22 protein-coding genes are annotated in these 26,289 nt (G+C 72.6%); 6 read left to right on the top strand and 16 right to left on the bottom strand.

Annotation, left to right across the window (positions count from 1 at the left end; translation table 11 throughout):
* Window positions 1-171 precede the first annotated feature (171 nt).
* From WMF27_RS34220 to WMF27_RS34195, 6 genes are all read left to right on the top strand, one after another.
* On the top strand, window positions 172-2,670 hold the full coding sequence (locus WMF27_RS34220) for a beta-glucosidase (protein ID WP_437764670.1): 2,499 nt from the start codon (window positions 172-174) through the stop codon (window positions 2,668-2,670).
* 359 nt (window positions 2,671-3,029) lie between these two features.
* Window positions 3,030-4,751 carry a protein kinase domain-containing protein gene (locus WMF27_RS34215; RefSeq protein ID WP_437764671.1) on the top strand — a complete coding sequence of 574 codons (1,722 nt, stop codon included), beginning with the start codon at window positions 3,030-3,032 and terminating at the stop codon, window positions 4,749-4,751.
* Between the two features lie 6 nt (window positions 4,752-4,757).
* Complete coding sequence (locus tag WMF27_RS34210; RefSeq protein WP_437764672.1) at window positions 4,758-5,723, top strand: hypothetical protein; 966 nt, start codon at window positions 4,758-4,760, stop codon at window positions 5,721-5,723.
* Window positions 5,720-6,685 (top strand): hypothetical protein, encoded by a 966-nt coding sequence (locus WMF27_RS34205; protein WP_437764673.1) that lies wholly within the window; start codon window positions 5,720-5,722, stop codon window positions 6,683-6,685. Before WMF27_RS34210 ends, WMF27_RS34205 begins: the two co-directional genes overlap by 4 nt.
* A 132-nt stretch (window positions 6,686-6,817) precedes the next feature.
* Window positions 6,818-7,717, top strand: a complete 900-nt coding sequence (locus WMF27_RS34200; protein ID WP_437764674.1) for an alpha/beta hydrolase — start codon at window positions 6,818-6,820, stop codon at window positions 7,715-7,717.
* Window positions 7,714-7,872 carry a hypothetical protein gene (locus tag WMF27_RS34195; RefSeq protein ID WP_437764675.1) on the top strand — a complete coding sequence of 53 codons (159 nt, stop codon included), beginning with the start codon at window positions 7,714-7,716 and terminating at the stop codon, window positions 7,870-7,872. Before WMF27_RS34200 ends, WMF27_RS34195 begins: the two co-directional genes overlap by 4 nt.
* A 42-nt stretch (window positions 7,873-7,914) precedes the next feature.
* On the opposite strand, the gene WMF27_RS34190 is transcribed toward WMF27_RS34195, so the two are convergent.
* The 16 genes from WMF27_RS34190 to cmk form a co-directional block, all read right to left on the bottom strand.
* On the bottom strand, window positions 7,915-8,505 hold the full coding sequence (locus WMF27_RS34190; protein ID WP_437943262.1) for a PDZ domain-containing protein: 591 nt from the start codon (window positions 8,503-8,505) through the stop codon (window positions 7,915-7,917).
* A 301-nt stretch (window positions 8,506-8,806) separates the two neighbouring features.
* On the bottom strand, window positions 8,807-10,411 hold the full coding sequence (locus WMF27_RS34185; protein ID WP_437764677.1) for an FAD-binding oxidoreductase: 1,605 nt from the start codon (window positions 10,409-10,411) through the stop codon (window positions 8,807-8,809).
* A 162-nt stretch (window positions 10,412-10,573) separates the two neighbouring features.
* Window positions 10,574-12,133 (bottom strand): SulP family inorganic anion transporter, encoded by a 1,560-nt coding sequence (locus tag WMF27_RS34180; protein WP_437764678.1) that lies wholly within the window; start codon window positions 12,131-12,133, stop codon window positions 10,574-10,576.
* Between the two features lie 107 nt (window positions 12,134-12,240).
* Window positions 12,241-12,909: a carbonic anhydrase gene (locus WMF27_RS34175; protein WP_437764679.1), complete on the bottom strand. Its 669-nt coding sequence runs from the start codon at window positions 12,907-12,909 to the stop codon at window positions 12,241-12,243.
* 114 nt (window positions 12,910-13,023) lie between these two features.
* The gene (locus WMF27_RS34170) at window positions 13,024-13,323 is read right to left on the bottom strand and encodes a hypothetical protein (protein WP_437943261.1); all 300 of its coding nucleotides are present in this window, start codon (window positions 13,321-13,323) and stop codon (window positions 13,024-13,026) included.
* Between the two features lie 244 nt (window positions 13,324-13,567).
* A complete protein-coding gene (locus WMF27_RS34165; RefSeq protein ID WP_437764680.1) occupies window positions 13,568-13,993 on the bottom strand; it encodes an HIT family protein in 426 nt (141 codons plus the stop codon).
* Between the two features lie 146 nt (window positions 13,994-14,139).
* Window positions 14,140-15,081 carry a hypothetical protein gene (locus tag WMF27_RS34160; protein WP_437764681.1) on the bottom strand — a complete coding sequence of 314 codons (942 nt, stop codon included), beginning with the start codon at window positions 15,079-15,081 and terminating at the stop codon, window positions 14,140-14,142.
* Window positions 15,082-15,232: 151 nt separating this feature from the next.
* On the bottom strand, window positions 15,233-16,180 hold the full coding sequence (locus WMF27_RS34155) for a hypothetical protein (RefSeq protein WP_437764682.1): 948 nt from the start codon (window positions 16,178-16,180) through the stop codon (window positions 15,233-15,235).
* Window positions 16,181-16,304: 124 nt separating this feature from the next.
* Entirely contained in the window at window positions 16,305-17,762 is a 1,458-nt protein-coding gene (locus WMF27_RS34150; RefSeq protein ID WP_437764683.1) for an AI-2E family transporter, read from the bottom strand.
* Window positions 17,759-18,310, bottom strand: coding sequence for an HIT family protein (locus WMF27_RS34145; protein WP_437764684.1), 552 nt, complete (start codon window positions 18,308-18,310; stop codon window positions 17,759-17,761). The genes WMF27_RS34150 and WMF27_RS34145 overlap by 4 nt, the downstream gene beginning before the upstream one ends.
* A gap of 119 nt (window positions 18,311-18,429) precedes the next feature.
* Entirely contained in the window at window positions 18,430-18,954 is a 525-nt protein-coding gene (locus WMF27_RS34140; RefSeq protein ID WP_437764685.1) for a hypothetical protein, read from the bottom strand.
* A 189-nt stretch (window positions 18,955-19,143) separates the two neighbouring features.
* Entirely contained in the window at window positions 19,144-21,246 is a 2,103-nt protein-coding gene (locus tag WMF27_RS34135) for a 30S ribosomal protein S1 (RefSeq protein ID WP_437764686.1), read from the bottom strand.
* Entirely contained in the window at window positions 21,129-22,280 is a 1,152-nt protein-coding gene (locus WMF27_RS34130; protein WP_437764687.1) for a hypothetical protein, read from the bottom strand. Before WMF27_RS34130 ends, WMF27_RS34135 begins: the two co-directional genes overlap by 118 nt.
* 95 nt (window positions 22,281-22,375) lie before the next feature.
* Entirely contained in the window at window positions 22,376-24,073 is a 1,698-nt protein-coding gene (locus tag WMF27_RS34125; RefSeq protein WP_437764688.1) for a recombinase family protein, read from the bottom strand.
* Window positions 24,074-24,511: 438 nt separating this feature from the next.
* Entirely contained in the window at window positions 24,512-25,474 is a 963-nt protein-coding gene (locus WMF27_RS34120) for a hypothetical protein (protein ID WP_437764689.1), read from the bottom strand.
* Window positions 25,458-26,270: a (d)CMP kinase gene (gene cmk / locus WMF27_RS34115; RefSeq protein ID WP_437764690.1), complete on the bottom strand. Its 813-nt coding sequence runs from the start codon at window positions 26,268-26,270 to the stop codon at window positions 25,458-25,460. Before cmk ends, WMF27_RS34120 begins: the two co-directional genes overlap by 17 nt.
* Between the last annotated feature and the right edge of the window lie 19 nt (window positions 26,271-26,289).

Here is a 26,289-nt window from a genome sequence, read left to right as displayed (position 1 = left end):
AGCCGATCGCCGCGGCGCGAACACAGAAGGTGGCCCTCTCCACCCTCCCGGCGGAGCGCGAGCTCACCGGCGGCCGTGACGCTCCTGTGAGCCCGGCGTTTCCTCGACCGTGGTAGCACCGTGCTCCGCGCCGCCTCAGCCGGCGGCGCCTCCGCGCCTCCAGGAGGGTTCATGGCCGCCGCCGACTCGCGCTCCGCTCGCCCCCAGAAGACCGATCAACTGCCCGAGGCCGTCGAACGGCGGGTGGCGGACGCCGTCGCCGCGCTGTCGCTCGAGCAGAAGGTCCGCCTGCTCACGGGCGCCGACTTCTGGAGCACGCACCCCGAGCCCGCGATCGGCCTGCGCCGCATGGTCGTCTCGGATGGCCCGGTCGGCGTGCGCGGCGAGCGCTGGGACGAGCGCGACCCCTCGGTGTGCCTGCCTTCCTCCACCGCCCTCGCGGCCACGTGGGACGAGGCCTTGCTGGAGCGCGTCGGCGCCGCGCTGGCGTCGGAGGCGCGGCGCAAGGGCGTCGACGTCGTCCTGGGGCCGACCGTCAACCTGCACCGCAGCCCGCTCGGCGGCAGGCACTTCGAGTGCTTCTCGGAAGATCCCCTGCTGACCGGCCGGATCGGCGCCGCCTACGTCCGAGGGCTGCAGGCCCACGGCGTCGGCGCCACGCCCAAGCACTACGTCGCCAACGACTCGGAGACCGAGCGGTTCACGGTCGACGTCCGGGTCGACGAGCGCACGCTGCGCGAGCTCTACCTCGCGCCCTTCGAGCGGATGATCACCGGCGCGGGCGCGTGGCTCGTGATGGCCTCGTACAACGCCGTCAACGGGGTGACCCTGACGGAGAGCGCGCTGCTCGCGTCGCCGCTCGAGGACGAGTGGGGCTTCGACGGCGTCGTGGTCTCCGACTGGACCGCGACCCGCTCCACCGAGGCCGCGGCGCGCGCGGCGCTGGACCTCGCCATGCCGGGCCCGGGAGGGACGTGGGGCGCAGCGCTCGTCGCCGCCGTCCGCCGCGGCGCGGTGCCCGAGAAGGCCATCGACGACAAGGTCCGCCGCCTGCTGCGCCTCGCCGCCCGGGTCGGCGCCCTCGAGGGCGTCGCGCCGGCCGCGCCCGCCCCGGCCCCGCTCTCCGGCGCCGAGGCCGGGACGCTCGCCCGCGAGGCCGCCGCGGCCGGCATGGTGCTCGTGCGCAACCAGGGTGACGCGCTCCCGCTCGACGCGGCCAGCCTGCGGCGCATCGCCGTGATCGGCCCGAGCGCCGCGGCGGGGCGGATCCAGGGCGGCGGCAGCGCCAGCGTCCACCCGCACTACGCGGTCTCGCCGCTGGACGGGCTGCGCGCCGCGCTCGGCCGGCGCGCCGAGGTGCTCCACGCCGTCGGCACCCGCATCCACGAGGGGCTCGTGCCGGTGGCCGGGGACCAGGTCGTCGACCCCGTGAGCGGCCAGCACGGCGTCCACGTGCGGCTCCTCGACGCGGAGGGCGGCGTCCTGCACGAGGAGCACCGCGACGTCGGGCGCCTCACGTTCATCGGGGATCGGCGCGCGAACGAGGCCGCGACGATCGAGGTGACGGCGCGGTTCCGCGCCGCCGGGGCCGGGCTCTACCGGATCGGCGTGGCCGGCGTGGGCGTCTACCGCCTCGCCGCCGGCGGGCAGGTCCTCTTCGACGAGGCGATCTTGCCGGACAAGGACGACATGGCCGCGGCCCTGCTCGCCCCGCCGCAGCGGGCGGCCGAGCTGTCCCTGGCCGCCGGCCAGGAGATCGATCTCGCCCTGACGCACACCGTCCCCGTGGGCACGCTCGCGGTGGCGTTCTCCCTGGGCGCCGAGGTCCCGGCGCCGTCCGACGAGGAGGAGCTGGCGCGCGCCGTGGAGCTCGCGCGCTCCGCCGACGTCGCGATCGTGGTCGTCGGCACCACCGAGGCGATCGAGAGCGAGGGCTTCGACCGGACCACGCTCGGGCTCCCCGGCCGCCAGGACGAGCTGATCCGCGCCGTCGCGGCCGCGAGCCCCCGGACGATCGTGCTGGTGAACTCCGGCGGGCCGGTGACCATGCCCTGGCGCGACGAGGTGGCCGCGGTGCTGCTCACGTGGTTCCCGGGCCAGGAGTTCGGCGCCGCCGTCGCCGACGTGCTGCTCGGCGCCGTGGAGCCCGGCGGCCGCCTGCCCACGACCTGGCCCGCGCGCGCGGAGGACGTGCCCGTGCTCTCGACGAAGCCCGAGAACGGCAAGCTGGTCTATGCCGAGGGCCTGCACATCGGGTACCGGGCCTGGGCGCGCGCCGGCGTCACCCCGGCCTACCCGTTCGGGCACGGTCTGGGCTACACGCGGTGGGAGATCCTCGACGTGGAAGCGCCGAGCGCCGCCGCCGGCGCGGCGGTCGAGGCGCGGGTGCGCGTGCGCAACGTCGGGACGCGCCGCGGGCGCCACGTGGTCCAGCTCTACCTGTCGCGGCCCGACTCCGAGGTCGAGCGCCCCGCGCTCTGGCTGGCCGGCTTCGCGTCCGTCGAGGCCGAGCCCGATCAGACGGTCGACGTCGCCGTCACCGTCGAGCCGCGGGCCTTCGCGCACTGGGCGGCGGGCCGATGGCAGGTGGAGCCCGGCGTGTACACGCTGCATGCGGGACACTCGGCCGCCTTCCTGACGAGACGGACCGCGGTGCACCTGCGCGATTGAGAGCGCAGCTGCGCAGCCCCGGGCGCTGCGCGCGCTCGCTGGGATCGATCCGACCATCCACGGATCGAATCGATGAGGCCGGGAGCGAGGCTTTGCCGAGGATCATGGCGGGCGCCTCGCGCCCCCGCGCAATGCCTTGGTGCAAATTGCCTCAGCGTGACCGATGCGCGCGGTCGATTCCCCGCCGGAAAGGGGAATCCGTGCTCGTCTTGTCGTCTCGTCCCGAGGGCGCGCGGGCGAGCGTCGAGCTCGCCGGACGCTGCGTGCGCGGCAGGACGTGGGCTGGGGGTTCGCGCTGGCGCCGGCGGAGGTGAGGAGACGGCTCCTGGTTCGCCGCTTGCTTTCCAGGAGGGCGACCCATGATGGACGAGCACCATGTCCCCGGCCAGAGCGGATGGCTCGCGCTCGCCAGGAGAGGCGATGAGAGCACGGGCGGCGTCTCGTCGAGCGTCCGTGGATCGCAGCGGGAGCGCGCCGTGGGCGAGGTCCTCGCGGGCAAGTACCAGATCGTGGGCCGGCTGGGCGCAGGGGGCATGGGCACGGTGTGGCGTGCGCGCAGCCTTTGGCTCGACGTCGACGTGGCGATCAAGGTGCTCCACGAGGAGCAGCTCGACGCCCACGCCGCCGAGCGGTTGCTCCGGGAGGCGCGCGCGACGGCGAAGCTCGGCCATCCGGCGATCGTGCGCGTGTTCGATTTCGGCGAGACCGACGCGGGCGAGCCGTTCCTGGTGATGGAGCTGCTCGAGGGCACGCCGCTCTCGAGCTGGCTGGAGGCGAGGGGCCGGGTGCCGGCGGAGCAGGCGGTCCAGGTGCTCTTGCCGGTCGCGTGCGCGCTCGCGACGGCCCACGCGCAGCGCATCGTCCATCGCGACATCAAGCCTGCCAACATCCTCATCGTGCCCGACGGCGCGGGCGGCCACGTCCCGAAGGTCGTCGACTTCGGCATCGCCAAGCTCGCCAACGCGCCGAGCCCTGCGATCACCCAGCGAGGGACGATCGTCGGCAGCCCGGAGTACATGTCGCCGGAGCAGGCCGACGGCCAGCTGGACGTCGGGGAGCAGACCGACGTCTGGGCGTTCAGCGTGGTGATGTACGAGATGATCACCGGGCGGCGGCCGTTCAGCGGGGAGACGCTGAGCGCGGTGATCGTGGCGATCTTCAGCAAGGAGCCGGTGCCGACGACGGAGCTCGGCGCCGGCGACGAGGCGCTGTGGGCGATCCTCCGGCGCGGGCTGGCCAAGTCGCCGGCCGATCGATGGCCCAGCATGCGCGCGCTCGGCCGCGCCCTGGCCGCCTGGGCGGTCGAGCGCGGGGTGACGGCGGATGTGGCGGGCACGTCGCTCGCTCACCAGTGGCTCGCGCGAGGGGCCGAGCCGCCGCTCGCGGCGGAGGAGGCGGCTCCGATCGCGGCGCCTGCGGGCGCGGCCTCCGGGGCGGAGGTGGCGGCGCAGCGCCCGGCCGGCGCGCGGGAGGCGCCGGGCGCGCTGCGGGCACCGGCGGCCACGCCCGTCGCGCGCCGGGGCGGCACCATCAAGATGCCCGAGGCGTGGCGCGGAGCTCGGCTCGGGCTCACGGCCTCGCCGTGGCTCCAGAAGGCGCTCGTCGCCGGGGTCCTCGCCTTCGCCGCGCCTCTGGTGGTCGTCCTGGGGCTGGGCGCGCGGGGTGGGAGCGCGAGCGCGGGCACCGCTCGGCCGGCGGTCGTGGCGGCTGCTCCTGCCGTCGCCCTGGGCGCGTCGGAAGCGCTGCGGAGGACGGCGTCGGCTGCGTCCTCCATCGGCGTCGCGCCCCCGGATGCCGGCGCGCGGCGCGCGGCTGCTTCCGAGGCGGCCGTGAGGGGTGTGGCGGCGGACAGCGCGCCTGCCGAGCGGGGCGAGCGGAGCGATCCGCGGGAGGAGCCGGGCGATCCATGGGATGAGCTCTTGCCGGCGCCCGCGGAGCCGCGCGCTCCGGTGGCCGAGCCGGCCGGCCAACGGAGCGCGCCGCGCGCTCCGGTGGCCGAGCCGCGCGCTCAGCGAGCTGCGTCGCCGCGTCCACGGCCTGCCTCCACGTCCATGCCGCTGCCGGCGGCGCCCGACTTCTGAGGTGTCATGCGCACTCCCGGGGTGAAGCACCGTTCCCTTCGTGGTTCTGGCGATCTGCTGCTCCTCCTGGTCACGCTCGCTGCGGCGGCGCTCGGGCCGGGAGGCTGCTCCGCTCTGATCAGCGAGGAGCTGTCCGACAAGGCCGACGAAACAGAGGGCGCTGGAGGGCTCGACGACCAGGTTGGCGGCGGGCGTGGCGGGGGCGACCTCATCGGGAGCAGCGGCGCGAGCACGAGCAGGACCACCGTGGGCAGCGGTGGCGACGGGAGCGCGAGCAGCGGAAGCGGCGCAGGAGCGAGCAGCGGAAGCGGCGCAGGAGCGAGCAGCGGGAGCGGCGCTGGTCCGAGCAGCGGAAGCGGCGCTGGTCCGAGCAGCGGGAGCGGCCCTGGCCCGAGCAGCGGGAGCGGCCCTGGTCCGAGCAGCGGGAGCGGCGCTGGTCCGAGCAGCGGAAGCGGCCCTGTCCCGAGCAGTGGGAGCGGCGCTGGTCCGAGCAGCGGGAGCGGCCCTGGCGCGAGCAGCAGTGCAGGCGAGGGCAGCGGAAGCGGCGCTGGTGCGAGCGACGGGAGCGCCGCTGGCGCTAGCGGCGGTAGCGGCCCTGGCGCGAGCAGCAGTGCAGGCGAGGGCAGCGGAGGCGGCGCTGGCGGCAGCGGCGCGGGCGGCGAGGGCAGCGGAGGCGGCGCTGGCGGCAGCGGCGCGGGCGGCGAGGGCAGCGGAGGCGGCGCTGGCGGCAGCGGCGCGGGCGGCGAGGGCGCGAGCGGCTGGAGCGGCGCGGGCGGCGCGGGCGGCGCGGGCGGCGCTGCAGCGAGCAGCGACGCAGACACCGAGACGACCTGCAATGGCCATTACGCCGATTGTGACGGGGACGTGGCGCATCATTGCGAGACCAACCTGTGGAACAACGACGCTCATTGCGGCACCTGTGGCAATCGATGCCCCGCCGGTACGAAGTGCCGGCGAGGAGAGTGCTCATGAGCGCGCGCCCCGCACCGCGCTCCGCGCGCCTCGGCGTCGCGCTCGCCGCGGCCTTGCTCATGGCCGAGGTCCCGCTCCCCGCGTCGGCGCAGGGCGCGGGCGATGTGGAGTCCGCGCGCGTGCTGTTCGTCCAGGGGGCCAAGCTGGCCAAGCAGGGGCGCTGGGAGGAGGCGCGCGCGCTCTACGCCCGATCGTTCCAGATCAAGGCGGCTCCCCTCACGCGCTACAGCCTCGGCGTCGCGCAGAAGGAGACCGGGCACCTCGTCGCGGCGCTCGCCAGCTTTCGCGCGTTCCTGGCCGAGCCGCCGACGCCGGCGACCTCTCCCTACGTCGGGCCGGCGCGCGAGGCGGTCGCAGCGCTCGAAGGACGCATCGGCCGGGCGACGATCGCCGTCAGGCCCGCCGAGATCGGCGGGCTGGCGCTGACCATGGACGGGAGGCCGCTGAGCGCGGCCCCTGGTCAGGTCATCGAGCTGGACCCGGGCGCTCACGAGATCGCGGCGAGCGCTCCGGGGTTCCGCGCTGCGGTCGCCCGGTTCAGCGTCGGCGCGGGCAGCTCGGTCGAGGTCCCGATCGCCCTGGCGCGAGCCACGACCGAGACGAGGCGAGCCTCGGCTGCCGGGGGCGCTCTGCCTCCCGTGGCAGGCGCTGCCGATGCATCGTCGAGCCGGACGCTCCCGCTCGTCGTCCTGGGCGCGGGCGGCGCGCTCTTCGCCGGCGGAGCCATCCTCGGGCTCTCGGGCCTGAAACAGGCAGGCGACGCGCGCTCGAGCACGGGCGCGGACGCGGGCGCCGCGCGGGCCAAGGGGATCGCCGGCGACGTCCTCGGCGTGGCCGGCGTCGCCACCGTGGGCGTCGGGCTCTACCTGCTGCTGAAGGAGCCCGCGCCGAGCACGACCAAGGCGGGCTCCGTGACGCCGTGGCTGAGCGCGTCCGGCGCGGGCATCGAGGTGCGGCTCTGACGCCGCGCGGCCCGCGCCGAACCCACCGCCGGCGGCGAGCGCCCGACGCCAGGACGCGGGGCAAAGAAAGACGGGAAAGAGAGGCGGCGAGGGGTATTCCCGGCGGAAGCGCGGACATGGTACTGCGCGCCCATGCGCTCGCTCGTGACGGTGCTGCCCCTGGCCGCGCTCCTGGCCGCGGGCGCACCCGCCTCGGCCAAAGGCGACGGGACCAGCCCGCCCCCTGCGTCCGCGCCCGCGGCGAGCGCTCCTCCTGCGGCAGCGCCCCTGGCGAGCGCGCCCGCGTCCCCGCAGGACCCGGCGGCGGCCCGCTGGTGTGCGCCGGAGCTCGCGTTGCTGCCCGGCGAGGTGTGCGCCTTCCTGCCGGCCAGGGAGGCGCCTGGCCCCCGGGTGCTCGTGATCTTCCTGCACGGCGTCGTCCACCCCGATTCCGGGTGGCAGTGGGCGCAGCAGCGGGGCGCGGCGCGGGCCGGCGCCCGGCACGGGGCCGCGGTGATCATGCCGCGCGGCCGGCGCGGGATCGGTCCGAAGACCATGGAAGACTGGTGGTGCTGGCCCACCGCCTCCGCCGCGCAGACGGCCCACGAGGACGCCCTGCTCGCCGAGTGGGACGCGGCGCGCGCGGAGCTGGAGCGGCGCGCGGGCGCGCGCTTCGAGCGGGTGCTCGTGTTCGGCTTCTCGAACGGGGCGTACTACGCGGCGTCGCTGGCGATGCGCGGGCGGCTGCCGGTCGACGGCTACGCGGCGTTCGCAGGCGGATCGGGCGCGCGCTACCTGCAGCGCGCGGGCGCGCAGACGAAGCTGCGCGCGCCGGTCTTCGTCGGCTGGGGCGGGAAGGACCCGGCGCACAAGGACCAGGTGGCGCTCGCGAAGATGCTCCGCAGGCTGAAGTGGCCGTCGAGGTCGCTCGGCAAGCCGCGCGCCGGGCACGCGATGACCGACGAGCAGGTCGACGAGGCGTTCGCGTTCCTGAGCGGCAGGCGAGGCGGCGACAAGGCGCCCGGCGGAGGGCGAGGAGCGCGGACGCGATGAAGGAGGAGGGGAGCTTCTACATCACGCGAACCACGCTGCGCGGCGAGTCGTCGCTGCGCCCCGTCCTCATGCACCCGCAGACGACGGACGGGGACATCGAGGCGCTCGCGGCGCGCATCGAGGCGCTCGTCGTCGAGCCCGCGCCGCCGCCCTGACGAACACGCGCCGGGCCGGGTCCGCGGGCGGACGCGAGGCGGTCAGCCGCCGCCTCTCGACCTGGTCGCCGTGGCCGACGGGGGCGCCGGAGCGTCGCCGGCCGGCACCTGGAGCATCGCGTAGTCGATCGTGGTCTCGTTGCGGAGCACGGTGAGCACCACCATGTCGCCGGGCACGCGGGCGCGCAGGTCGTCCTCGAGGCCTGCCAGCGAGTGGACCGGCCGCCCGTCGACCGCGAGGATGACGTCGCCCGGCTCCAGGAGCGGGGACGTGAAGCTGCGGATATCCATGCTCGCGATCCTCGCGCCCTCCCCGGTGGTCGGCTGGATGGTGAGCAGCCACGGCGCCGGGACGGAGGTGGCTGTCGGCGCGCGGCTCGACCGGTCGTCGCGCTTCTCTGGCCTTGCGGTCGCCGCCGGGCTCGCCGGCGCGCCGGCGTGTTGCTGCGTGTCCTCGGCGCGCTGCTGCGAGGCCTCGACGCGCTGCTGCGAGGCCTCGACGCGCGGGCAGTCGCCGCGGCACGCGCCGACCGCCAGCGGGACGAGCGGGGTGAGCACCCCTGAGAGGCGTCGAGCCCACCCGTACGCGCCGCGCGCACGGAGGGGCTGATCCCGCTGTTGACTGCCATGCATGGCCCCGGCGTCCTCCGCGCGTTCGCCGCGCGTCCTCACGCATCCTCACGCATCCTCACGCGTGCTCGCGTCGCTCACGTCGCTCACGTCGGGAGGTGCAAGATCCCAACCACCGATTCCCCGCCGCTGTCCGGGCCGTTGTTCGGCGCGCCGCGCAGACCGCGGCGAGGCGGGCGCGGAGAGCGTTCTTCTCTCTCTCGCTGCGCCCTCGCAATTCCGCCTCTCGCGAGCCCGAGCGGCGTCCTCGGGCCTTGAACTCACCGGAAAGCAGGGAGGGTGTCCGTCCCCCGGCGCGCCGTGCTCACGGGCTGGCGGGCCGTGGCGCCGCGCCGAAGTGCGCGGGGAACACCCGCTCGAGGAACTCGTTGCGCAGGAGCCCGTCGGGATCGACGAGCCGCTTCAGGCGGACGAACTCCGGGAGCGCGTGCGCGTACATCGCCTCGAGGTGCTCCGCTGTCGCGTGGACGTTCTTCACCAGGTAGACGCGGCCGCCGAGCTCGAGCGCGCGCGCGCTGAGCTCGCTGAGGCGGAGGCCGATCCGGTGGGCGCTCTCCTCCTCCGAGGCCTCGAACGCGAGCGTCACGGCGAACCCGTCGGTCCCGTGGTTCGCCGAGAGGAGGAACTGGTCGCCCTGGATGTGGAGCACGTCGAACAGGAGCGGCGGTATGCCGTCTCGGGTCGCGATCTCATCCACCTTGCCCAGGAAATCGACGAGCCGGCGCAGGCTGTCCTCCTTGGCGCCCGGGTCGTAGGGAATCATGAACGCTTGCTGTACCGTGAGCATGGGCATCCCGAGGGTCTGCGCGATGCGCTTCGCGCGGACGTTGCCGTCCATGAAGAACAGGTAGCCCATGAGCTCATCGACGTACGGGCGTGAGACATCGAAGAAGAAGCGGTCGATGAGCGTCCAGAGGCCCCGGCTCACCACGGAGGCGCGCATCAGCCACTCGATCGGGACGCGGAGAACGTGCCGGGGGCGATGGATCAGCAGCGGGCGGAGCTCGTGCGAGGTCCCCGGGACGTACCGCGACCGGAGGACCATGCTCCTGCTCCCCTCCAGGGTGTGGAAGGCGATGGAGAAGAGCGCCTCCGGGATCCACCCGTCCTCGTCTGCGGTGCCTCCCTCGGCGTGCGGGAGCTGCTCCGCGCGCGGCAGGAGCTCCGTCGCGAGCTCCTCGAGCGAGGCGCAGCGCGTCGCCTGGGTGACGACCCGGATCGGCGTCCCTGCCGGGGCGACGCGCGCGACGCGGTAGGTGACATCGATCACCGCGCCGAGGTAGCCGAGCCCGCCGATCACCGCGTGGAACAGCGCGCTCGTCGCCTCATCGCGGCTGAGGGAGAGCAGCTGTCCGTCGAGGCAGAGGAGGGAGAGCCGCTCGACGTAGTGTCCCTCTTTGCTGGCGATGCCCGAGAAGCGCGAGAGACAGTCCCCCGAGACCGTGCCTCCCGCGGTGGCGTGGCTCGTCGAGACGACCGTGTAGGGCACGAGGCCGCGGGCGGCGAGCGCGCGGGCGATGGCTCCCCAGGTCGCGCCGGCGCCCACGGTCATCCGCGCTCCCTGCGTGTCGATCTCGATGGATCGAAAGTGGTGCATCGAGATCACGATGTCGTCGTTCAGCGCCTGGCCGTCGAACGACTGGCCTCCGGCGCGGAACGTGATCCTGCGCCCTGTCCGCTTCGCCATGCGGAACAGCACCCTCAGCTCCTCGACCGACGCCGGGAAGTACACGTCTCCGCACGATCGGTGCAGCCCGCTGTACCCCTGGAGCGAGAAGAGCGGTCTCCGTCGGATCTCGTCGAGCCGTGGCGCGAGCGGCGCCCCCCCCGCGTACGCGAGCCCGGCGCCCCCGCCTTCCTCTTCGCGAGGGGAGCTCGAGGGCGCCCTGCCGATGAATCGAGCGACCACGTTCAACCCGGCGACCGGTGGAGTTGAACCTCGCCCGTCGTCCCAGCCCGATCGAGAGCAGCGCGCATCCCACCAGCTTCGCTCCAGGTGGCTTGGCGGGCCAAATTAGCCGCCATCGTCGCGCGGCGGCTGTGCGCTGCCTCGACCGCGAAACGCGTCGCTCTAGAAGCCGCGCAGCTCCACGTGGATATTTCGCCGGTGCGCGGACTGCTGGAAGCGCCGGATCAGCTCCGCGACGTCGTGGTCGATGTACGACACCCCCTGGGCGTCCACGACCACGTGGGTGTCGCTCGGCAGCCGCTCGAGCAGCGTGACGAGGTTGCCCTGGGTGAAGAAGTAGGCCGCCTTGTTGAACCGGATGGTCACGCGAGCCCCCTCGTGGATCACGTCGAAGACGCGGGACATCTGGGTCCTCAGCACGAAGAGGACGCCGACCGCGAGGCCGATGGCGATGCCCTTCAGGAGATCGGTCAGCACGATGGCCACGATCGTCACCACGAACGGGATGAAGTGGTTCCAGCCGAGCTGGCGCATCTCGGCGAAGATCTTGGGCTTCGCCAGCTTGTAGCCGGTCACGAGCAGGATCGTCGCGAGGCACGCGAGCGGGATGCGCGAGAGCAGCCCCGCCGCGAAGACCACCGCGAGCAGCAGGAGCGCGCCGTGCGCGAAGGCGGAGACCCGCGTCCGCGCGCCGGCGTTCGTGTTGGCGCTGCTGCGGACGATGACCGACGTGACAGGGAGACCGCCGGCGAACCCGGAGAGCACGTTGGCGAGGCCCTGCGCGACGAGCTCCCGGTTCGGCGGCGACTTGCGGTGCCACGGATCGATCCGATCCACGGCCTCCAGGTTGAGCAGCGTCTCGAGGCTGGCCACGATCGCGAGCGTCACGCCCAGCACCCACACCTCGGGCCGCAGGATCGCCGACCAGTCGGGGAACTGGAGCGCGCTGACCAGGTCGCCCGTGGGCAGCGTCACGAGGTGCCTCTGCTCGAGGGCGAGCGACGGGATCGCCGCCTTGAACAGCTCGTTGCCGAGCGTCGCGACGAGCACGGCGATGAGGGGCGCGGGGAGCCAGGAGATCTTCGCGAAGCGCGATTTCTCCCACCCGACCAGGATGGCGAGGCAGACGGCGCTGATGAGGAACGCGCCCCACTCGATGGCCTGCGCCGCCTGGCCGATGATCGTGAAGGTGTTGCCGCCGTCGGCCTTGAACGACTCGGAGGCGAAGTTGTCCTTGTCGAAGCCGACCGCGTGGGGGACCTGCTTCAGGATGAGCAGGACCCCGATGGCCGCGAGCATCCCCTTGATGACCGAGGAGGGGAAGAAATGGCTGATGGCGCCGGCCCTCAGCACGCCGAGCCCGAGCTGCAGGACGCCGCCGATCACCACCGCCATCGCGAAGGCCTGGAAGCTCTGCAGGCTGGCGATGCCCGCCAGCACGATGGCGGCGAGCCCCGCCGCCGGGCCGCTCACGCTGAGCTGAGAGCGGCTCACGAACGGGATGACGAGCCCGCCCACGATGCCGGCCACGATGCCGGAGAGGAGCGGGGCCCCCGACGCGAGCGCGATGCCCAGGCAGAGCGGCAGGGCGACGAGGAAGACGACGAGGCCGGCGGGGATGTCGTACTTGAGGTTCGCGGTGAGGCGCGGGTCGAGCGGCGGCGCGCTCTCCGCGGGCGGCGACTCCGGGCTCGCACCCGGGCTCTCGGAGCTAAGCGTCACGGCGCCGGCGGGATTCACCCCGGCGCCTGCATGGATGGGATTCGGAAGCTGCATCGGACGGGCCCTCTCGATTCGAGTTAAGACGTGGATCGGCGACGAACAGGCGCTCAGACGGCCCGGCGGTAGACCGCCGACTCCGGCAGCGCCGATGGGGGCACAGCGTCACCGATCGGCCCGAACTGGCCGGTCGAAGCCTCGAATTGAAAGACCTGTCCGGTCTCGATCTTGAAGACCCAGGCGTAAAGAGAGAGATCGCCGCGCGCGAGCCGCGCGCGGATCGTCGGGTGCGTCCGGAGGTTCTCGAGCTGGGCGAGCACGTTCTCCTCCACCGTGATCGTCAGCCGATCCTCCCCCTCGATGTGCGGGTAGTTCTCCTGCACCAGGCGGCGCGTCAGCTCCGCGTGCTGGAGCCACCCTTTGACCGCCGGCAGCTCGTCGAGGCCCCCGAGATCGAGCAGCCCGCGCATCGCGCCGCAGTGCGTGTGGCCGCAGACGATGATGTGCTTGATCCCTAGGTGCGCGACCGCGAACTCGATCGCGGCGGACTCGCTGCCGTTGCTGGCGCCGTACGGCGGCACGATGTTGCCGACGTTGCGCACGATGAAGACGTCACCCGGCTGGGTCTGCGTGATGAGGTTCGGATTGATCCGGCTGTCCGAGCACGTGATGAACAGCGCCTCGGGCCGCTGACCCCTCGCCAGATTGCGAAAGAGGTCTTGATGTGTGGCGCACACCTCGGCATGGAACTTGTGCAATCCGTCCGCGAGCTTCTGCATGGAATAAACCCTCTCGTTGACCGCGCCGATACGGCGCGGCGATCGTCATGAACACCTCCACTTCCAGCGACTCCGAGCCGGACCGCGAGCGGCCTCGGCCACGGAGCTAGCCTGTCAGTTCAGGAAACGTGGTGGAGGACGACGGAGGGGAGGGTGGGGGACGGGGGACGGGACGCGGACAGGCCGGAGGTCGGCGACGAGAACGGCGCGCGGCGGCGCCGCGCCGGCGCGCGGCGCCGGTCGCGAGGCGATCGAACGATGCGCCCCGTCGCGGAGCTGCGGCTGCAAGGCCTCGAGGCCCCCCGCGTCGTTCTCGCTGGCCCCGGTACGAAACGATCCCGAAACATCGGACTTGCCGGCTTCAATGATGCTGATATTCGCCCGTCCCAGCGCAGCGGGGGCGAGGATCAGCATGAAGAGCAGCGCGATCCGAGGGAAAAATGACCGGAGAGCCAGCATCGTTCGAGGAGTGAGAGGCTGTCGGCCGCGGGAACCAGGGAAGCGCCCTGTCTATTCCCTAACCTGGCAGCGGTCTCGGTTCGTCGCAAGACACAACGAGGTGCAGACCGTGTGTGGCAGAATGTCCCGATCTGGGACGGACGTCTCGCGCCTGAGTCAGCACGGCGCCACGTCCAGATACCCGTACCAGCGACAGAATTCAACCTGCTGTCAATGCCGTCACGATGGCGTCGCGGAAGCCGCGCATCTCGTGCTCACTCGCATATTTATAACGAGGCCAGAAGAAGCCCTTGAGACCGTCCCTCTGACGGCGCGGGACCACGTGGATGTGCACGTGGGGGACGCTCTGACTGATGCGGTTGTTGATGGCGACGAAGGAACCATCCGCCGAGCATGCGGACTCGACAGCGCGCGCGAGGCGCTGCGCGGCCGCGAAGAGCGGACCGACGAGCGACGCCGGGACGTCGGTGAGCACCTGATGATGGGCGCGCGGGATGAGCAGGCAGTGGCCGGGGAAGAGCGGGTGGTGATCCAGGAACGCCATGACCTCCGGCTCGTCGAGCACGACGTGGGCCGGCGTTTCGCCCCGGGCGATGCTGCAGAACACGCAGGGGCGGGGCGGCATGGCGGGCCTCGTCCTCTTCGATGCCGCGCCACCTTCCTGGCGTCAATGCCGGGGGCGCGCCCGCGGCCACGCGGGCGGCGCGCGGCCCCGGCCACGCCGGGAGCGCGCGTCCACAGCGGAGCGCGGCTGCGCAGGGGGGCGCGCGATCAGTGGCTGGCGAGGAGGTCGTCAATCGAGCCGTGGGCGGCGGGCTCGCGCGTCCAGTAATCGAGGAGAAGGCCGCCGGCCGTCATCCACGCCCGGTCGAAGCGGCCGTCCTGCGACGTGACGCGCACGACGTGGTCGCCGCCGTGGAAGGCCCAGTGGCGGCCCGTGTGGTCGAAGTGATCGATGAGCGCGCCCTGCCGCGTCTTGACGTGGAGCGCGTCGGAGGGATCGCCCCACGAGGTGTCGATGATGAGCTCGTAGACCTGCCAGATGTTGCCGGACGGGAGCACTCCCCAGTCCACCTGGACCCCGGAGTCGTTCGGGAGCCCGAAGACGAAGCAGCGGGGCATGCGCCGCGCCGCGTGCCAGAGATCGCCGTTGCGGCTCGGCTCGTGGTGGAGCGTGACCAGCGTGTCGCGCGCGAGGCCGAACGCGTCGTTGTCGCCAGGGCTGTCCCACACCCGGCGGAAGAGGTGCTGGCAGAGCTGGTCGGCCCCGGCGGAGAACCCGACGGTGAGCAGGCCCCGCTGCCGGCGCTCGTGCAGGAGGCGCCCGAACTTGCCGGGCTCTCCGTCGAACATCGCGCCGAGCTGCTTGTAGCGCCAGAGCCCCGTCGTGCTGTAGCCGCCGCCGAGGATCACCACCTCGGACGACGCGAGGTAGCGCCAGAGGACGTCGACGTCCTCCCTGCGCAGATCGCTGCTCCAGTAGAACGGCACGTGCTCGAGGCCGAAGCGCTCGTAGAACCGGAAGAACCAGCTGAAGTTGCCGTACGCGAACTCCTGCCGCTCGCGCTCGTTGCCGTCGCGGGGCGCCTCGGACATCGGCAGGAACAGGATGCGCTTGTTGTCCCGCCCCGAGAGCGCCCGCTGCGCGATGTAGTGGTCGTGGATGAAGTTGCAGCGGTTATGGGAGCTGTAGAGCAGCGCGGTTCCTCTCATCAGGGCGCGCATCTGAGCCGCTCGCCGCGCCGCGCGTCAAGGGGCCGCGCTCGGCGGGCGGGCTCGGCGACGCGGCGCCTCGACGCCCTGGACGATCGGGCGCCGCGCCTCGATGAAGCACGGTCTCGGCCGCTCGCCTGCCCGGCGAGCGTCAGCCGCGCCGCACCTGCTGCATCTTGCGAGGGATGGCGCCCGAGCGCATCAGCATCTCGAACGCCTCCTTCTCGAGCATCGGGTGGACGCCGCGCGGCGGGACGCCCATGGGGCTCTTCTTCTTCGTGACGAAGCCGCTCAGGTACTGCGGGTTGAGCGCGCTCAGGCTCCGCAGCGTGGTCTTCATCTGCTTCGTGTTGTTCGCCCACGCGTACGCGAACGCGCGCGAGCGGAGCAGCTGCGGCTTGAGCTCGGCGAACGCCTCGTCGCTCGGATCGAAGGTCTCGAGCAGCTCGACCGCCTTCCCGGCCTGGCCGGTCCGGGCCCACGCCTCGCCGACGATGGCGGCCATCATGGCGCGGATCCTCGGCTCCTTGTGGCGGGTCATGTCGATCTTGTCGACGAGCGCCCGCGCCTCGTCCGTCTCGCTCAGGATGAGGTGGATCATGCCGCGCTGGGCGCGCGCCTCGTCGGCCATCGGGGCCATCACCTTGTCGAGGTTGATGGTCTCCAGCGTCCGGAGCGCGGCCCGCGGGTCCTCCTGCATCTGGAGCTGCGCCTTCGCGAACGTCGCGGCCGCGTCGTCCTTCTTGAACTCCGTGTCGAGCTTGGCGATCGCGTCCTTGCGGGCCTCGGCGGAGTCGGCGGTCTGCACGATCTTCGCGACGGCGCGCGTCCGGGTCGCGAAGCGCAGCGCCCACACGATGACGCCGCTGACGATGACCGTCAGGACGCCGGCGACCGCCTTCGGCCAGACCCCCGGGATGGCCAGGGCGATGGCCCAGACGATGAGCGCCGGGATGCCGACGCGGATGGCGAGCGAGCGCGGGTTCAGCTGGGAGAGCGGGTCGGCGGGGGGCTTTCCGCTGCGGAGGGCGGCGATGGCCTGCTCGCGCTGCTGCTTGGGGCTCTGCTTCTTCGGGGTGGGTTTGCCGGGGGTCTTCATCGAGGTCGTGGAGCTGATTTCCTGCGCGGGGCGCGGGGTCTCATAGCCGGCTTGCGGGGGAGCGGCCAGCGGAGGCGGACGGACGGGCCGATCGGCCCCGGGAGGGGGCTCGGGCGGTGGAGGGCTAGCTCGCGGCCGTGTCGGGGCCGCTGCTGCGGGCGCTGGGCTCGCCTTCGGGCTCGGGGGCGGGGACGGGCGTGGAGGCCGGGCGGGCGGGCTCGAAGCCGCGCAGCGGCGGGAGCGGCTCGATCGCGGGGGCGATGATCGGGACGCCGCGCTGCGGCGGGATCGTGGCCGTCGGATCGGCGAGGCCCAGCGTCGACTCGCGGAAGTGGAGGAAGATCGTCTGCGCGAGCGAGAGGCAGGGCACCGCGAAGAGCGCGCCGGTGATCTGGAAGAAGTGCTCGCCGACGAGCAGCGCGAGCACCACGAGGACCGGGTGGATCTTCGCCGCGTCGCCGATGATCTTCGGGTTCAGGAAGTTCGCCTCGAGCTGGTGGATGCCCACGATCCACGCGAGCACGCCGACCGCCGTGCCGAACGACTGCGTGAGGCCGATGAGGACCGCGGGGATCGAGCTCAGGATCGAGCCGAAGATCGGGATCAGCGACATCACCGCCGCGAGGACGGAGAGGATCGGCCAGTACTTGAGGTCGAAGAGCCAGAAGCCGATCGCGGAGAGGACGCCGTTGACGAGGCAGATCAGGAGCTGCCCGCGGACGACGCCGGAGAGCCCCCGGTCGAGCCGGCGCAGGAACCGATCGAACGAGTCGCGCGAGGTCGGGTGCCAGAGCTCGCGGAAGAAGCGCAGGATCTTCTCGTGCGTCAGGATGATGTAGCCGGCGAGCATCAACGTCATGAAGAGGTTGAAGATGCCGCGCGAGATGGCCGTCGCGATGGCCTGCCCGATCCGGAGGACCGCGAGCGAGTTCTCCTTCAGGTAGGTGGCCCCCTTCTCGTAGCCCTCCTGGAGCATGTTCGCGCTGGAGAGCCCGCGGTGCCTCGGGCGCGCCTGCGTGATCTGCCAGACGCCGTCGCGCGTCTCGCGGACCTCGACGTCGTCGGCGATCTGCACGTCGAACGCGCCGTCCGGCCCGGGCAAGACGCGGATCGGCGGGCGCTCGACGCCCTCCTCGCCGCCAGGGGCCTCGATGGAGCCAGGCGCCCGCGCGCCCTGATCGGGCTCGTGGTCGGGCGCGATCGCCGGCGGCGGCGCCTCGGGCTCGCGGCCCGACCAGCGGTTGAGCCGCGCGTCGAGCGCGGGCAGGTACTCCTCGCGCAGGCGCGCGGCGAGGCGCGGGGCCTCGACGGTGAGCGCCTTCCCCTCGGCGATGAGGCGCGGGACGCTGAGGGCGAAGAAGCCCGCGATCCCGGAGAGCACGAGCGCGTAGACGACGAGGATCGCCGCCCACCGCGGGACGCGCGCGCGCTCGAGCCGGAGGACCGCCGGCGTGAGCACGTAGGCGACCACGAGCGCGAGCACGAACGGGAGCAGCACCGCGTGGGAGACGATGAGCAGCGCCGCCGTGAGGACGGCGCTGACCGTCAGGAACACGGTGCGCTGCGACGGGCCTTCGCTCACAGCGCCTCGCCGCGCGCGGCCCGGCCGTGGGGGCCCTCGTCGACGAGCGACGCGGGGAGGTCGGCGAAGAAGCCGAGCAGGTGGTCCCGCGTCGCCTCGAGCGCCTGCGGGACGACGCGGGCGTCGGCGAGCACCGGCATGAAGTTGGTGTCGCCTGGCCAGCGCGGGACGATGTGGACGTGCAGGTGCTCGGCGATGCCGGCGCCCGCCGCGGTGCCAAGGTTGATCCCGACGTTCATGCCCTCGCACTTGAGCGCGGCGCGCAGGCGGGTCGTCGACTCGCGCACGAGGCGGAAGAGGGCCTCGTGATCGGCTGGATCGAGCGCGTCGAGCGAGGCGACGTGCGCGTGCGGGACGATGAGGAGGTGGCCCGACGCGAACGGGTAGCGGTTGAGCATGACGAACGCGCGGCGGGTCGTCGCCACGACCAGCCGGTCGCGCTGTTCTTGCTCGGATGCGCGGGGGATGCCGCAGAAGATGCAGTCGGCCTGGCCCTTCGGCGCAAGGATGTACTCGATGCGCCAGGGCGCCCACAGGGGGTTGCCCATGTCGCGGAGACGCTAGCACGGCGGCAACGCGCGCGGGACCACCGCTCGCTCGTCGGCACGCCGCGCTCGCAGTCGCCGCGCAGGCGCGCCTCGCGTTCCGCCGCGCCGCCGATGCGGGCTCAGAACTGGATCGGCGTGGCCGCGAGATCGAACCAGAGCGAGAGGCCAAGCCCGACGGAGGTGCCGAGCGCGTCCCAGACGACGTCGCGGACCGAGGGGGTGCCGTGCCCGGCGGCATCGTAGACCTCCTTCGCCAGCCCGGCGCCGAGCGCGACCGCGGCGCCGAGCGCGAGCCGCTGGCGGAGGTCGTTGGTCGCGAGCGCGCCGAGCGCATACCCGCCGCCGGCGAGGGCGATTGACGCGCAAAAATGGCGCATCTTGTCATCGCCGAACCACGGGTCGGCGGCGCGGAGCGGGGCGTAGGCGCGCCCGAGCGGCTGCGCCGGGGACCCCACCCAGGGAGCGGCCGAGGCGCGGGGGCCGCCGCCGCGGGCAACGGGAGCGGCCGTGATGCGGGGGCCGCCGGCGCGGGCAGCGGGAGCGGCCGCGGCGCGGGGGCCGTCGGCGCGGGCAGGAAGAGCGCTGAGCGCCAGGGCGGCGAGGACGGGCGCCCCGAGGGCGGGGCGCGCGAGGAGGCCTCTCATCGCGGCATCGTCCGCGGCCTCGCGGAAAAAGCAAGAGGCGAGGCCCTGGGGAGGGCCTCGCCTCTCGTCGACATCGGGTCCACACGGCGAGCCGAGGGCACCGGGGCGCCCTCGGCCCGCCGCACCTGAGGTGCGGCGGGTGAGCGCCTGGCGCGCGGCAGCGTCAGCGACGCCGCGCGCCGATCCGCGTCACTTCAGGTCCAGCTTGGTGCCGAACTTCTCTTTGATGAGATCACCGATCGTCCCGGCCACCGGCTTGTCGTCGTCGTCCTTGCGCTTCTGCTGCTGCTGCCGGACCGGGGCGGGGCGCTCCATGCCGATGTTCTTCATCGTCAGGAAGAGCCGGCGATCGACCGTGTCGAGCGACGAGATCTCGGCCTTCACCTTGTCGCCGACCTTGAGCTTGCCTTCCTCGGGCTCCTGCACGTCGCCCTGGGAGATCAGGCCCTCGACGCCCTCGCGCAGCCGCACGAACACGCCGTAGTCGACGATGCTCACCACCTGGGCGTCGTCGAGGACGCGGCCGGGCGGGTACTCCGTCAGCATGCTCGGCCACGGGTCGTCCCAGAGCTGCTTGATGCCGAGGGAGACCTTCTTCTCGTCGTGGTTGATCGAGAGGATGATCGCCTCGACGTCATCGCCCTTGTGGTAGAGGTCGCTCGGGTTGTTGACGCGCACCGACCACGAGAGATCGCTCTTGTGGACCATGCCGTCGACGCCCTCCTCGATCCCGACGAAGACGCCGTAATCGGTGAGCGACCGGACCTTGCCCGCGATCTTGTCGCCGGGGTGGTACTTGTCCGTGAACAGCATCCACGGATCGGGCTCCAGCTGCTTGAGGCCGAGGCTGATGCGCTTCGCGCGCGCGTCCACCTCGAGCACCTGGCACTCGAGCTCCTGGCCCACCTCGAGCAGCTTCGACGGGTGCTTGACCTTCTTGGTCCAGCTCATCTCGCTGACGTGGATGAGGCCCTCGACGCCCGGCTCCAGCTCGACGAACGCGCCGTAGTCGGTGATCGACATGACCTTGCCGCGGACCTTCTTGCCCGCCGGGTACGCCTCCTCGGCGTGGTTCCAGGGGTCCTCCTGGGTCTGCTTGAGGCCCAGGGAGACGCGCTCGGTGTCGGCGTTGTACTTGAGGACCTTCACGAGGACCTCGTCGCCGACCTGGAACACCTCGCTCGGGTGGTTCACGCGGCCCCACGACATGTCCGTGATGTGCAGGAGGCCATCGATCCCGCCGAGGTCGACGAACGCGCCGTACTCGGTGATGTTCTTGATGGTCCCCTTGACGGTCATCCCTTCCGTCAACGTCTCGAGCGTCTTGGCCTTCATCTCGTCGCGCTCGCGCTCCAGGAGCACGCGCCGCGAGAGCACGATGTTGCCGCGCTTCTTGTTGAACTTGATGACCTTGAACTTGTAGGTCTGGCCGATCAGCTTGTCCAAGTTGCGGATCGGGCGGAGATCGACCTGAGAGCCCGGGAGGAAGGCCTTCACGCCGCCGCGGATGGTGACCGAGAGGCCGCCCTTCACGCGCTGGCTGATCGTGCCCTCGATGAGCTCGTCCGCCTCGCAGGCGTTCGAGATCTCATCCCAGACCTTCATCTTGTCGGCCTTCTCCTTCGACAAGGTCACGAGGCCGTCGTCGTTCTCGCGGCTCTCGATGTAGACGTCGACCTTGTCGCCCGCCTTGACGGCGCTCTGGCCCGCGGCGTCCGCGAACTCGCGGAGCGCGATCACGCCCTCGCTCTTGCCGCCGATGTCGACCACGACGGAGTCGCGGTTCACTGCGACCACGGTGCCGGAGATGATCTCTCCTTCACGCGCGAAATCGCCCCCTTCCACGCTCTGTTCGAAGAGCGCGGCAAAGCTCTCCATGCTCGCCCCGGACGAGCCTGCCTCCATGTGGATGTTACTAGTCATGTTGTTCGTTCTTGTTTCCTTTCCTTCCCTGGGATTCGCCGCGCGGGCGCAGGCGTGGACCCTAGGTGCCACGCACGAGCGGCGGAGGGGCAGGCACACGCGTACCGATGCACCCGGGCCCCTCGGGAGAGGCGAGCCTGTAGTCTGAGGAGGCGCCTCTGTCAATGCAACGACCGAGCCACTGGAGGTTTTTGTGGGTCCGGTCCGTTTTGCTGGGAAGGATGTGCCCGCCCGCCCAAAGCAGCGTGATCTCAGGGCGCGCCGCCCGGCGCGCGCGCGTCGACGCCGCGGACGTTGAGCGCGTCGCGCGCGGCGCGGGCGCGGTGTGCGAGCTCTGCGCAGGCGCGATCGAGGCCCTCGTGGGGCCATTTCGTCCGGATCTCGACGAGCTCTCCCTGCGCGAGGGCCTGGGCTCCCTCGAGCGCGGCGCCCGCGCCGGCGACGTCGGGGAGCAGCGCGAGCGCGAGCTTGAGGCTGCCGAGGAACGCCTGGGTGTCCGGGGCGAGCGCCGCGGCGGCCTCGCCCGCAGCGGGCGCGAGGCGCATCGAGAGCTCGGGCTCCGCGCCGAGGGCGAGCGCGCCCGAGGCGTGGTCGATGCGGCGGAACAGCGCTCCGGCCCGCGGCAGCACGCCGGAGACCGAGGCCGAGGCGCCGGACCACGCGGCGCTGGTGAGCGCGAAGGTGACGGCGCCCTGCTCGGGCAGATCGAGGCGCCGCCACTCGTCTGCGTCGGGCGACGCGGGCAGCGCGGCCTTCACGATCTCGACGTCCGTGCCGAGGACGAGCGTGCCGTCGTCGGCCTGGCCGAGCACGGCGCGCGGCCCGAGGAGGAGGAGCTCGCCCTCGCGGCGGACGCCGGTCCAGCCCTCGTCGCGGGCGACCTTCTCCATGCCGGCGACGAAGCGGCCCTTCGGGATGCGCCCGCCCGCGAGCGCGACCCAGCTCGTGGCGTCGGTCGACGCGACGACGATCTCGCGCAGATCCGTCGGCAGATCGAGGCCGGTGGCCGCCTCGATGCGCGCCTTCCGCGACGCGGTCTGGGGCGCGTCGTCGAGCAGCGGGAGGAAGTGCCGGCGCACGGGGCCGAAGAGCGCGAGGTCGGCGGTCTCGAGGCGGATCACGATGTTCGCGTCGCCCGGGATGTGCTGCCGGGCCGTCGGCACATAGCGCCAGAACAGGAGGTAGACGCCGAGCGCCGCGCCGGCGAGCAACGCGGCGAGCGCGATCGCCAGCACGAGGCACGCGGCCCCGCGGGGGCGGCCCGGGCGCCGCGGGGCGGCTTCGCCGGGCGGCGCGGGGCGCGCGTCCGCGGGGGCGGGGTCGCCCTCGGGCGCCGGCGCGGGCGCGGCGAGGTCGTCGGTCACGGTCGGTCGGATCGGTTCTTCGATCAGGGTGTCAGGCATCGGCTAGTTCCGCCCGCCAGAAGTCCGGCCAGCGATCTGGGGAGAGATTTCAACGCAAAGACGCAAAGTCGCAAAGACGCAAAAAAGAACAGATTTTATGCAGGTTTGCGCCTTTGCGCCTTTGCGCCTTGACGCCACGGACTCAATCGACAACCCGGGGACCCGGCCGATGAGCTGGACGGCACGCTCGGATCCAGGTGGCCGCCACCCGGACGTCCGCCAGACGAGGGCAACCGGTACACGACCGTCGCCTGCTCCTCGTCGATCTCCACCCGTGCCACCAGGGTTCGGATCAACTGACGGCGCCCCTGCCAATCGAGGTGCTCCAGACCCTGCCCAACGCGCTCGGCGAAGTCTTGCAGCCGCGTGACCACGGCGCTCAGGACCGCGTTGTGGGAGAGCCTGTCCTCGGCTTCCTTGGCGGCCTGCTCTGCCCTTCGGATCTGTTCGCGCAGGCGCTCGGCGCGCGGCCGCAGCTCCTCCAAGCAAATCGCGCCTGCCTCGTAGGCATCCAGCAGCCGTTTGAGGCTGCGCTGGTGGTGGACGACCCATCGCTCGGCTTGAGCGCGCTCGAGCTGCGCATCAGTCGCGGCGCCGTCGTCGGCACTGCGGCGCAGCCACTCCTCTTCGAGTCGTTCGGGCTCTTGCAGCACCTGCCGCACCGAATCCCAGACCTGCGCGTCCAGCATCTCGGCGCGTACCGAGGGGTTGTTGCAAGCACGCGCAGCTCCGTCGCGCACCGCTTGCACACTGTTGCAGCAGTAGTAGCGGTAGATGACCGAGCTCGACGGCTTCGAGACCGATCGGCCGCAGAAGGCGTAACCACAGCGCGCGCAGACAACGAGGCCCTGCAGCAAGTAGCGTTGCCCTCGCGCGTGCCGCTGCGACAGCTGCCTGTTACGCATCATCTGCTCGCCCGCGGCGGCAAAGACCTCGGCCGACACGATCGGCGGCACCGGGATCGAGATCCACTGGTCGGCCGGTCTTCGCCGGAATGTCCTCGCACTACCGCGCGCTATCCGGAGCTTGCTCCGTCGAGGTCGAAGCGGCCGCGACTCAACCGACTCGCGCTTGCCGTAGGCGGCTTGTCCCATGTAGGCCGGGTTGCGGAGCAGCTCGTACACCCTTGCCCCTCTCCAACAGCCACCCCTGGGTGTCGGGATCTGCTGCGTGTTGAGCCGGCGCGCGATCGCCTGCAGAGGCATCTGCTGGTGCACGAAGGCGTCGAAGATGGCGCGCACGACGTTCGCCTCCGACCGCACGACCTCGTAGTGCGCCGACTCGGCATCCGAGCGACGCACGTAGCGGTAGCCATACGGAGCGGTCGACAGCGGGTTGACCATCCCTTGCCTGGCCCGGTGCAGCTTCCCGCGACGGCATCGCTCCGCGAGCCGCGCTCGCTCGTACTCGGCGAGCATCCCTTGGACCTGAACCAGCAGCTGGTCCTCGGCGTTCACCCCGGACGCGCCTTGCAGAAACACGACCGTGACGCCGCGTGCAGAGAACTCTTCGAGCAGCAGCACCTGGTAGGCGTAGCGTCGCGCAAGTCGGTCGGGGCTGTGGACGTACAGCAGATCGACCGCCCCCTCGGCGATGCGGTCGCGAAGCCGCTCCAGCGCCGGCCTGATCAGCGTTGCGCCGCTGCACCCATCGTCGACGTACACGTCTGCCGGCAAGACGTGATGGCCATCGGCCAAGGCTCGCTCCTTCAGCGCCGCCACCTGGCTGTCGACCGTGGCCTGCTTGGTCTGCCGATCCGACGAAACACGCGCGTACAGCGCGACCTTCTTCATGCAGCCTTCCCTCCCTTGCCACGCGCTCGAGGCACCTCAGTCGGCTGTCGCCGCGCCAGCGCGTCGACCTCCGAACGCACCTCGCGCCGGGTCGGCGGCACCACGATGGCGTAGGCCAGCTTCAGCTGCTCCGCCGACCGGTGCGTGGGCTCAAATGTGACCTCGATGCGTCTGCTGCGCCGCATGCCGCGCGGCCTAGCAGGCGCGCCACGGGCCTCAGCCAGGCGACGTGATGCGCCCCGACTCAGCCACCGCTCCCCCCGTCTCCGCCGCCAGGCTTCCGAGCTCGGCAGGCGCGTGGTGGCCTACAGGACGAGCGGGCGATCGAAGCCCGCCACTGGAATTTGTCGATTGAGTCCGTGCCGTCTTGGCGTCTTTGCGTTGAAATCTTTCTCCCTCCGCGACATCGATCCCTGACAGGATCTCTCACCCGAGGCACTAGCCCGGGGAGCGCCCGGACAGCAGGGCGAGCACGAGGGGCGCGGGGAAGAGCCAGCGGAGCCGCACGGTGCTCTCCACCTGCTCGATCGAGAGCTCCTTCATCAGATCTGCGTGACGACCCTCCTCGACGTTGTCGCGGAGCACCTCGAGGAACCGGCGGGCGCGCGCCGCGCCGGCCGCGTCGACGCCGACGAGCTCCACGTCGAGGCGCACCCCTTCGTCGTGGAGGGACGCCACGGCGCGGACGCGCGCGACGCCCGCGACGAGCGCGCCGATCGACGGGAAGCGCCGCGCGAGGTAGGGGGGGAGCCGGCGCGCGCGCAGGTCGACGCTGACGAGCCCCTCGGCGGCCGGGTCGCCGCGGCGCGCGTCGGGGCCGTCGCGGAGGAGGCGCGCGACGCTGCTCACCTCGACCGCCGACACGAGCGCGACCGCGCGATCGCCGAGCGCGATGATCCGCGCCGTGTCGGCGCGCGATCCCGCGACGCCGCCGCGGCGGTCGAAGACGGCGACGCCGTCCTGCGCCGCCGGCGCCGGCTCCCAGCGGCCGGGATCGGGCGTGAGCCCGGCCATGCGGCCCTCGAGGACGACAACGCGATCGCCCTCCTCGAGATCGGCGAGCCGCAGGCCGAGCCAGACGACGTCGGCGCGCTGGAGCGCGCTCTCCAGCGCCTCGTCGGGCACCTCGTCGAGCGCGCGCCGGGCGAGCTCGTCCGAGGCCGCCTGGCCCAGGCCGTCGCGCATGCGGGCGACGTCGACGCGCACGACGAGATCGAGATCGGCCGGGAGCAGATCGGCCGGCTCGATGCGCCGGACGACGCGCGGGCCGGCCGGGCTCGCCGCGCGCGCGGGGTGGCCGCCGCCCGCGAGCCGCGGCGCGGCGTCCCCGCACGCCGGGAGCCCGAGCGCCATCAGGGCGGCGGCGGCGGCGGCGGCGCGGACCTCAGCCGCCGCGCGCACGGAGCTCCACGAGGGTCGCCATCTCGTCGATGATCTCCTGCGGGCTCCTGTGCCCCGAGTCGACGAGGATCGCGTCGTCGGCCTTGCGGAGCGGCGCGACGGCGCGCTCGCTGTCGGCCTTGTCGCGGCGGAGCACGTCGGAGAGCGTCGCCTCGAAGCTGACGGGCATGCCGCGCGCGACGAGCTCGTCGTACCGCCGCTTCGCGCGGATCTCGGCCGGCGCCGTGAGGAAGAACTTCACCTCGGCGTCCGGGAACACCACGGTGCCGATGTCGCGCCCCTCGAGCACCACGCCGCCGCCCGCGCCGGCCTGCCGCTGCATCGCGAGCAGCGCCTTGCGCACGGCGGGGATGGCCGAGACCCGGCTCGCCCCGAGGCTGATCTCGGGCGCGCGGATCGCGCTGGAGACGTCCTCGCCGTCGAGCAGCACGCGCATGCCGCTGCCCCCCAGGCTCGACTGGGCCGGGGCGTTCGCGGGCGGGGGGGCGGAGGAGTCGGGCGGCAGGCCGTGCGGGCTCCGCTCCAGCGCGATGCGCCCGCCGCGCGCGAGATCCTCGGCGAGCGCGCCGATCTCGCCCTCCTCTTCCCACGTGAGGCTCGCGCGGCGGGCCGCGAGCGCGACGGCGCGGTAGATCGCGCCGGTGTCGACGAGCAGGTAGCCGAGCCGCTCGGCGAGCCCTCGCGCGACCGTGCCCTTGCCGGCGCCGGCCGGCCCGTCGATCGCGACGCGCAGCCGCCGGGGCTCGCCCCGGGCCGGGAGGTGGTGCGCGTCGTCCTGTCGTTGTCGTTCGGTCACCTGCGCTCCTCCTCCTCTC

Origin of the sequence: Sorangium sp. So ce281 (assembly GCF_051527395.1) — a bacterium.
Lineage (GTDB): Bacteria > Myxococcota_A > Polyangia > Polyangiales > Polyangiaceae > Sorangium > Sorangium cellulosum_B.
The sequence above is the reverse complement of the archived record's forward strand: the minus strand, read 5'-3'. Positions and strand labels throughout refer to the sequence as shown.

Coding starts and splice junctions, on each gene's coding strand:
- WMF27_RS34220 (WP_437764670.1), top strand. CDS start 172: ATGGCCGCCGCCGACTCGCGCTCCGCTCGCCCCCAGAAGACCGATCAA.
- WMF27_RS34215 (WP_437764671.1), top strand. CDS start 3,030: ATGATGGACGAGCACCATGTCCCCGGCCAGAGCGGATGGCTCGCGCTC.
- WMF27_RS34210 (WP_437764672.1), top strand. CDS start 4,758: ATGCGCACTCCCGGGGTGAAGCACCGTTCCCTTCGTGGTTCTGGCGAT.
- WMF27_RS34205 (WP_437764673.1), top strand. CDS start 5,720: ATGAGCGCGCGCCCCGCACCGCGCTCCGCGCGCCTCGGCGTCGCGCTC.
- WMF27_RS34200 (WP_437764674.1), top strand. CDS start 6,818: ATGCGCTCGCTCGTGACGGTGCTGCCCCTGGCCGCGCTCCTGGCCGCG.
- WMF27_RS34195 (WP_437764675.1), top strand. CDS start 7,714: ATGAAGGAGGAGGGGAGCTTCTACATCACGCGAACCACGCTGCGCGGC.
- WMF27_RS34190 (WP_437943262.1), bottom strand. CDS start 8,505: ATGCATGGCAGTCAACAGCGGGATCAGCCCCTCCGTGCGCGCGGCGCG.
- WMF27_RS34175 (WP_437764679.1), bottom strand. CDS start 12,909: ATGCAGAAGCTCGCGGACGGATTGCACAAGTTCCATGCCGAGGTGTGC.
- WMF27_RS34170 (WP_437943261.1), bottom strand. CDS start 13,323: ATGCTGATCCTCGCCCCCGCTGCGCTGGGACGGGCGAATATCAGCATC.
- WMF27_RS34165 (WP_437764680.1), bottom strand. CDS start 13,993: ATGCCGCCCCGCCCCTGCGTGTTCTGCAGCATCGCCCGGGGCGAAACG.
- WMF27_RS34160 (WP_437764681.1), bottom strand. CDS start 15,081: ATGAGAGGAACCGCGCTGCTCTACAGCTCCCATAACCGCTGCAACTTC.
- WMF27_RS34155 (WP_437764682.1), bottom strand. CDS start 16,180: ATGAAGACCCCCGGCAAACCCACCCCGAAGAAGCAGAGCCCCAAGCAG.
- WMF27_RS34145 (WP_437764684.1), bottom strand. CDS start 18,310: ATGGGCAACCCCCTGTGGGCGCCCTGGCGCATCGAGTACATCCTTGCG.
- WMF27_RS34140 (WP_437764685.1), bottom strand. CDS start 18,954: ATGAGAGGCCTCCTCGCGCGCCCCGCCCTCGGGGCGCCCGTCCTCGCC.
- WMF27_RS34135 (WP_437764686.1), bottom strand. CDS start 21,246: ATGGCCCCACGAGGGCCTCGATCGCGCCTGCGCAGAGCTCGCACACCG.
- WMF27_RS34130 (WP_437764687.1), bottom strand. CDS start 22,280: ATGCCTGACACCCTGATCGAAGAACCGATCCGACCGACCGTGACCGAC.
- WMF27_RS34125 (WP_437764688.1), bottom strand. CDS start 24,073: ATGAAGAAGGTCGCGCTGTACGCGCGTGTTTCGTCGGATCGGCAGACC.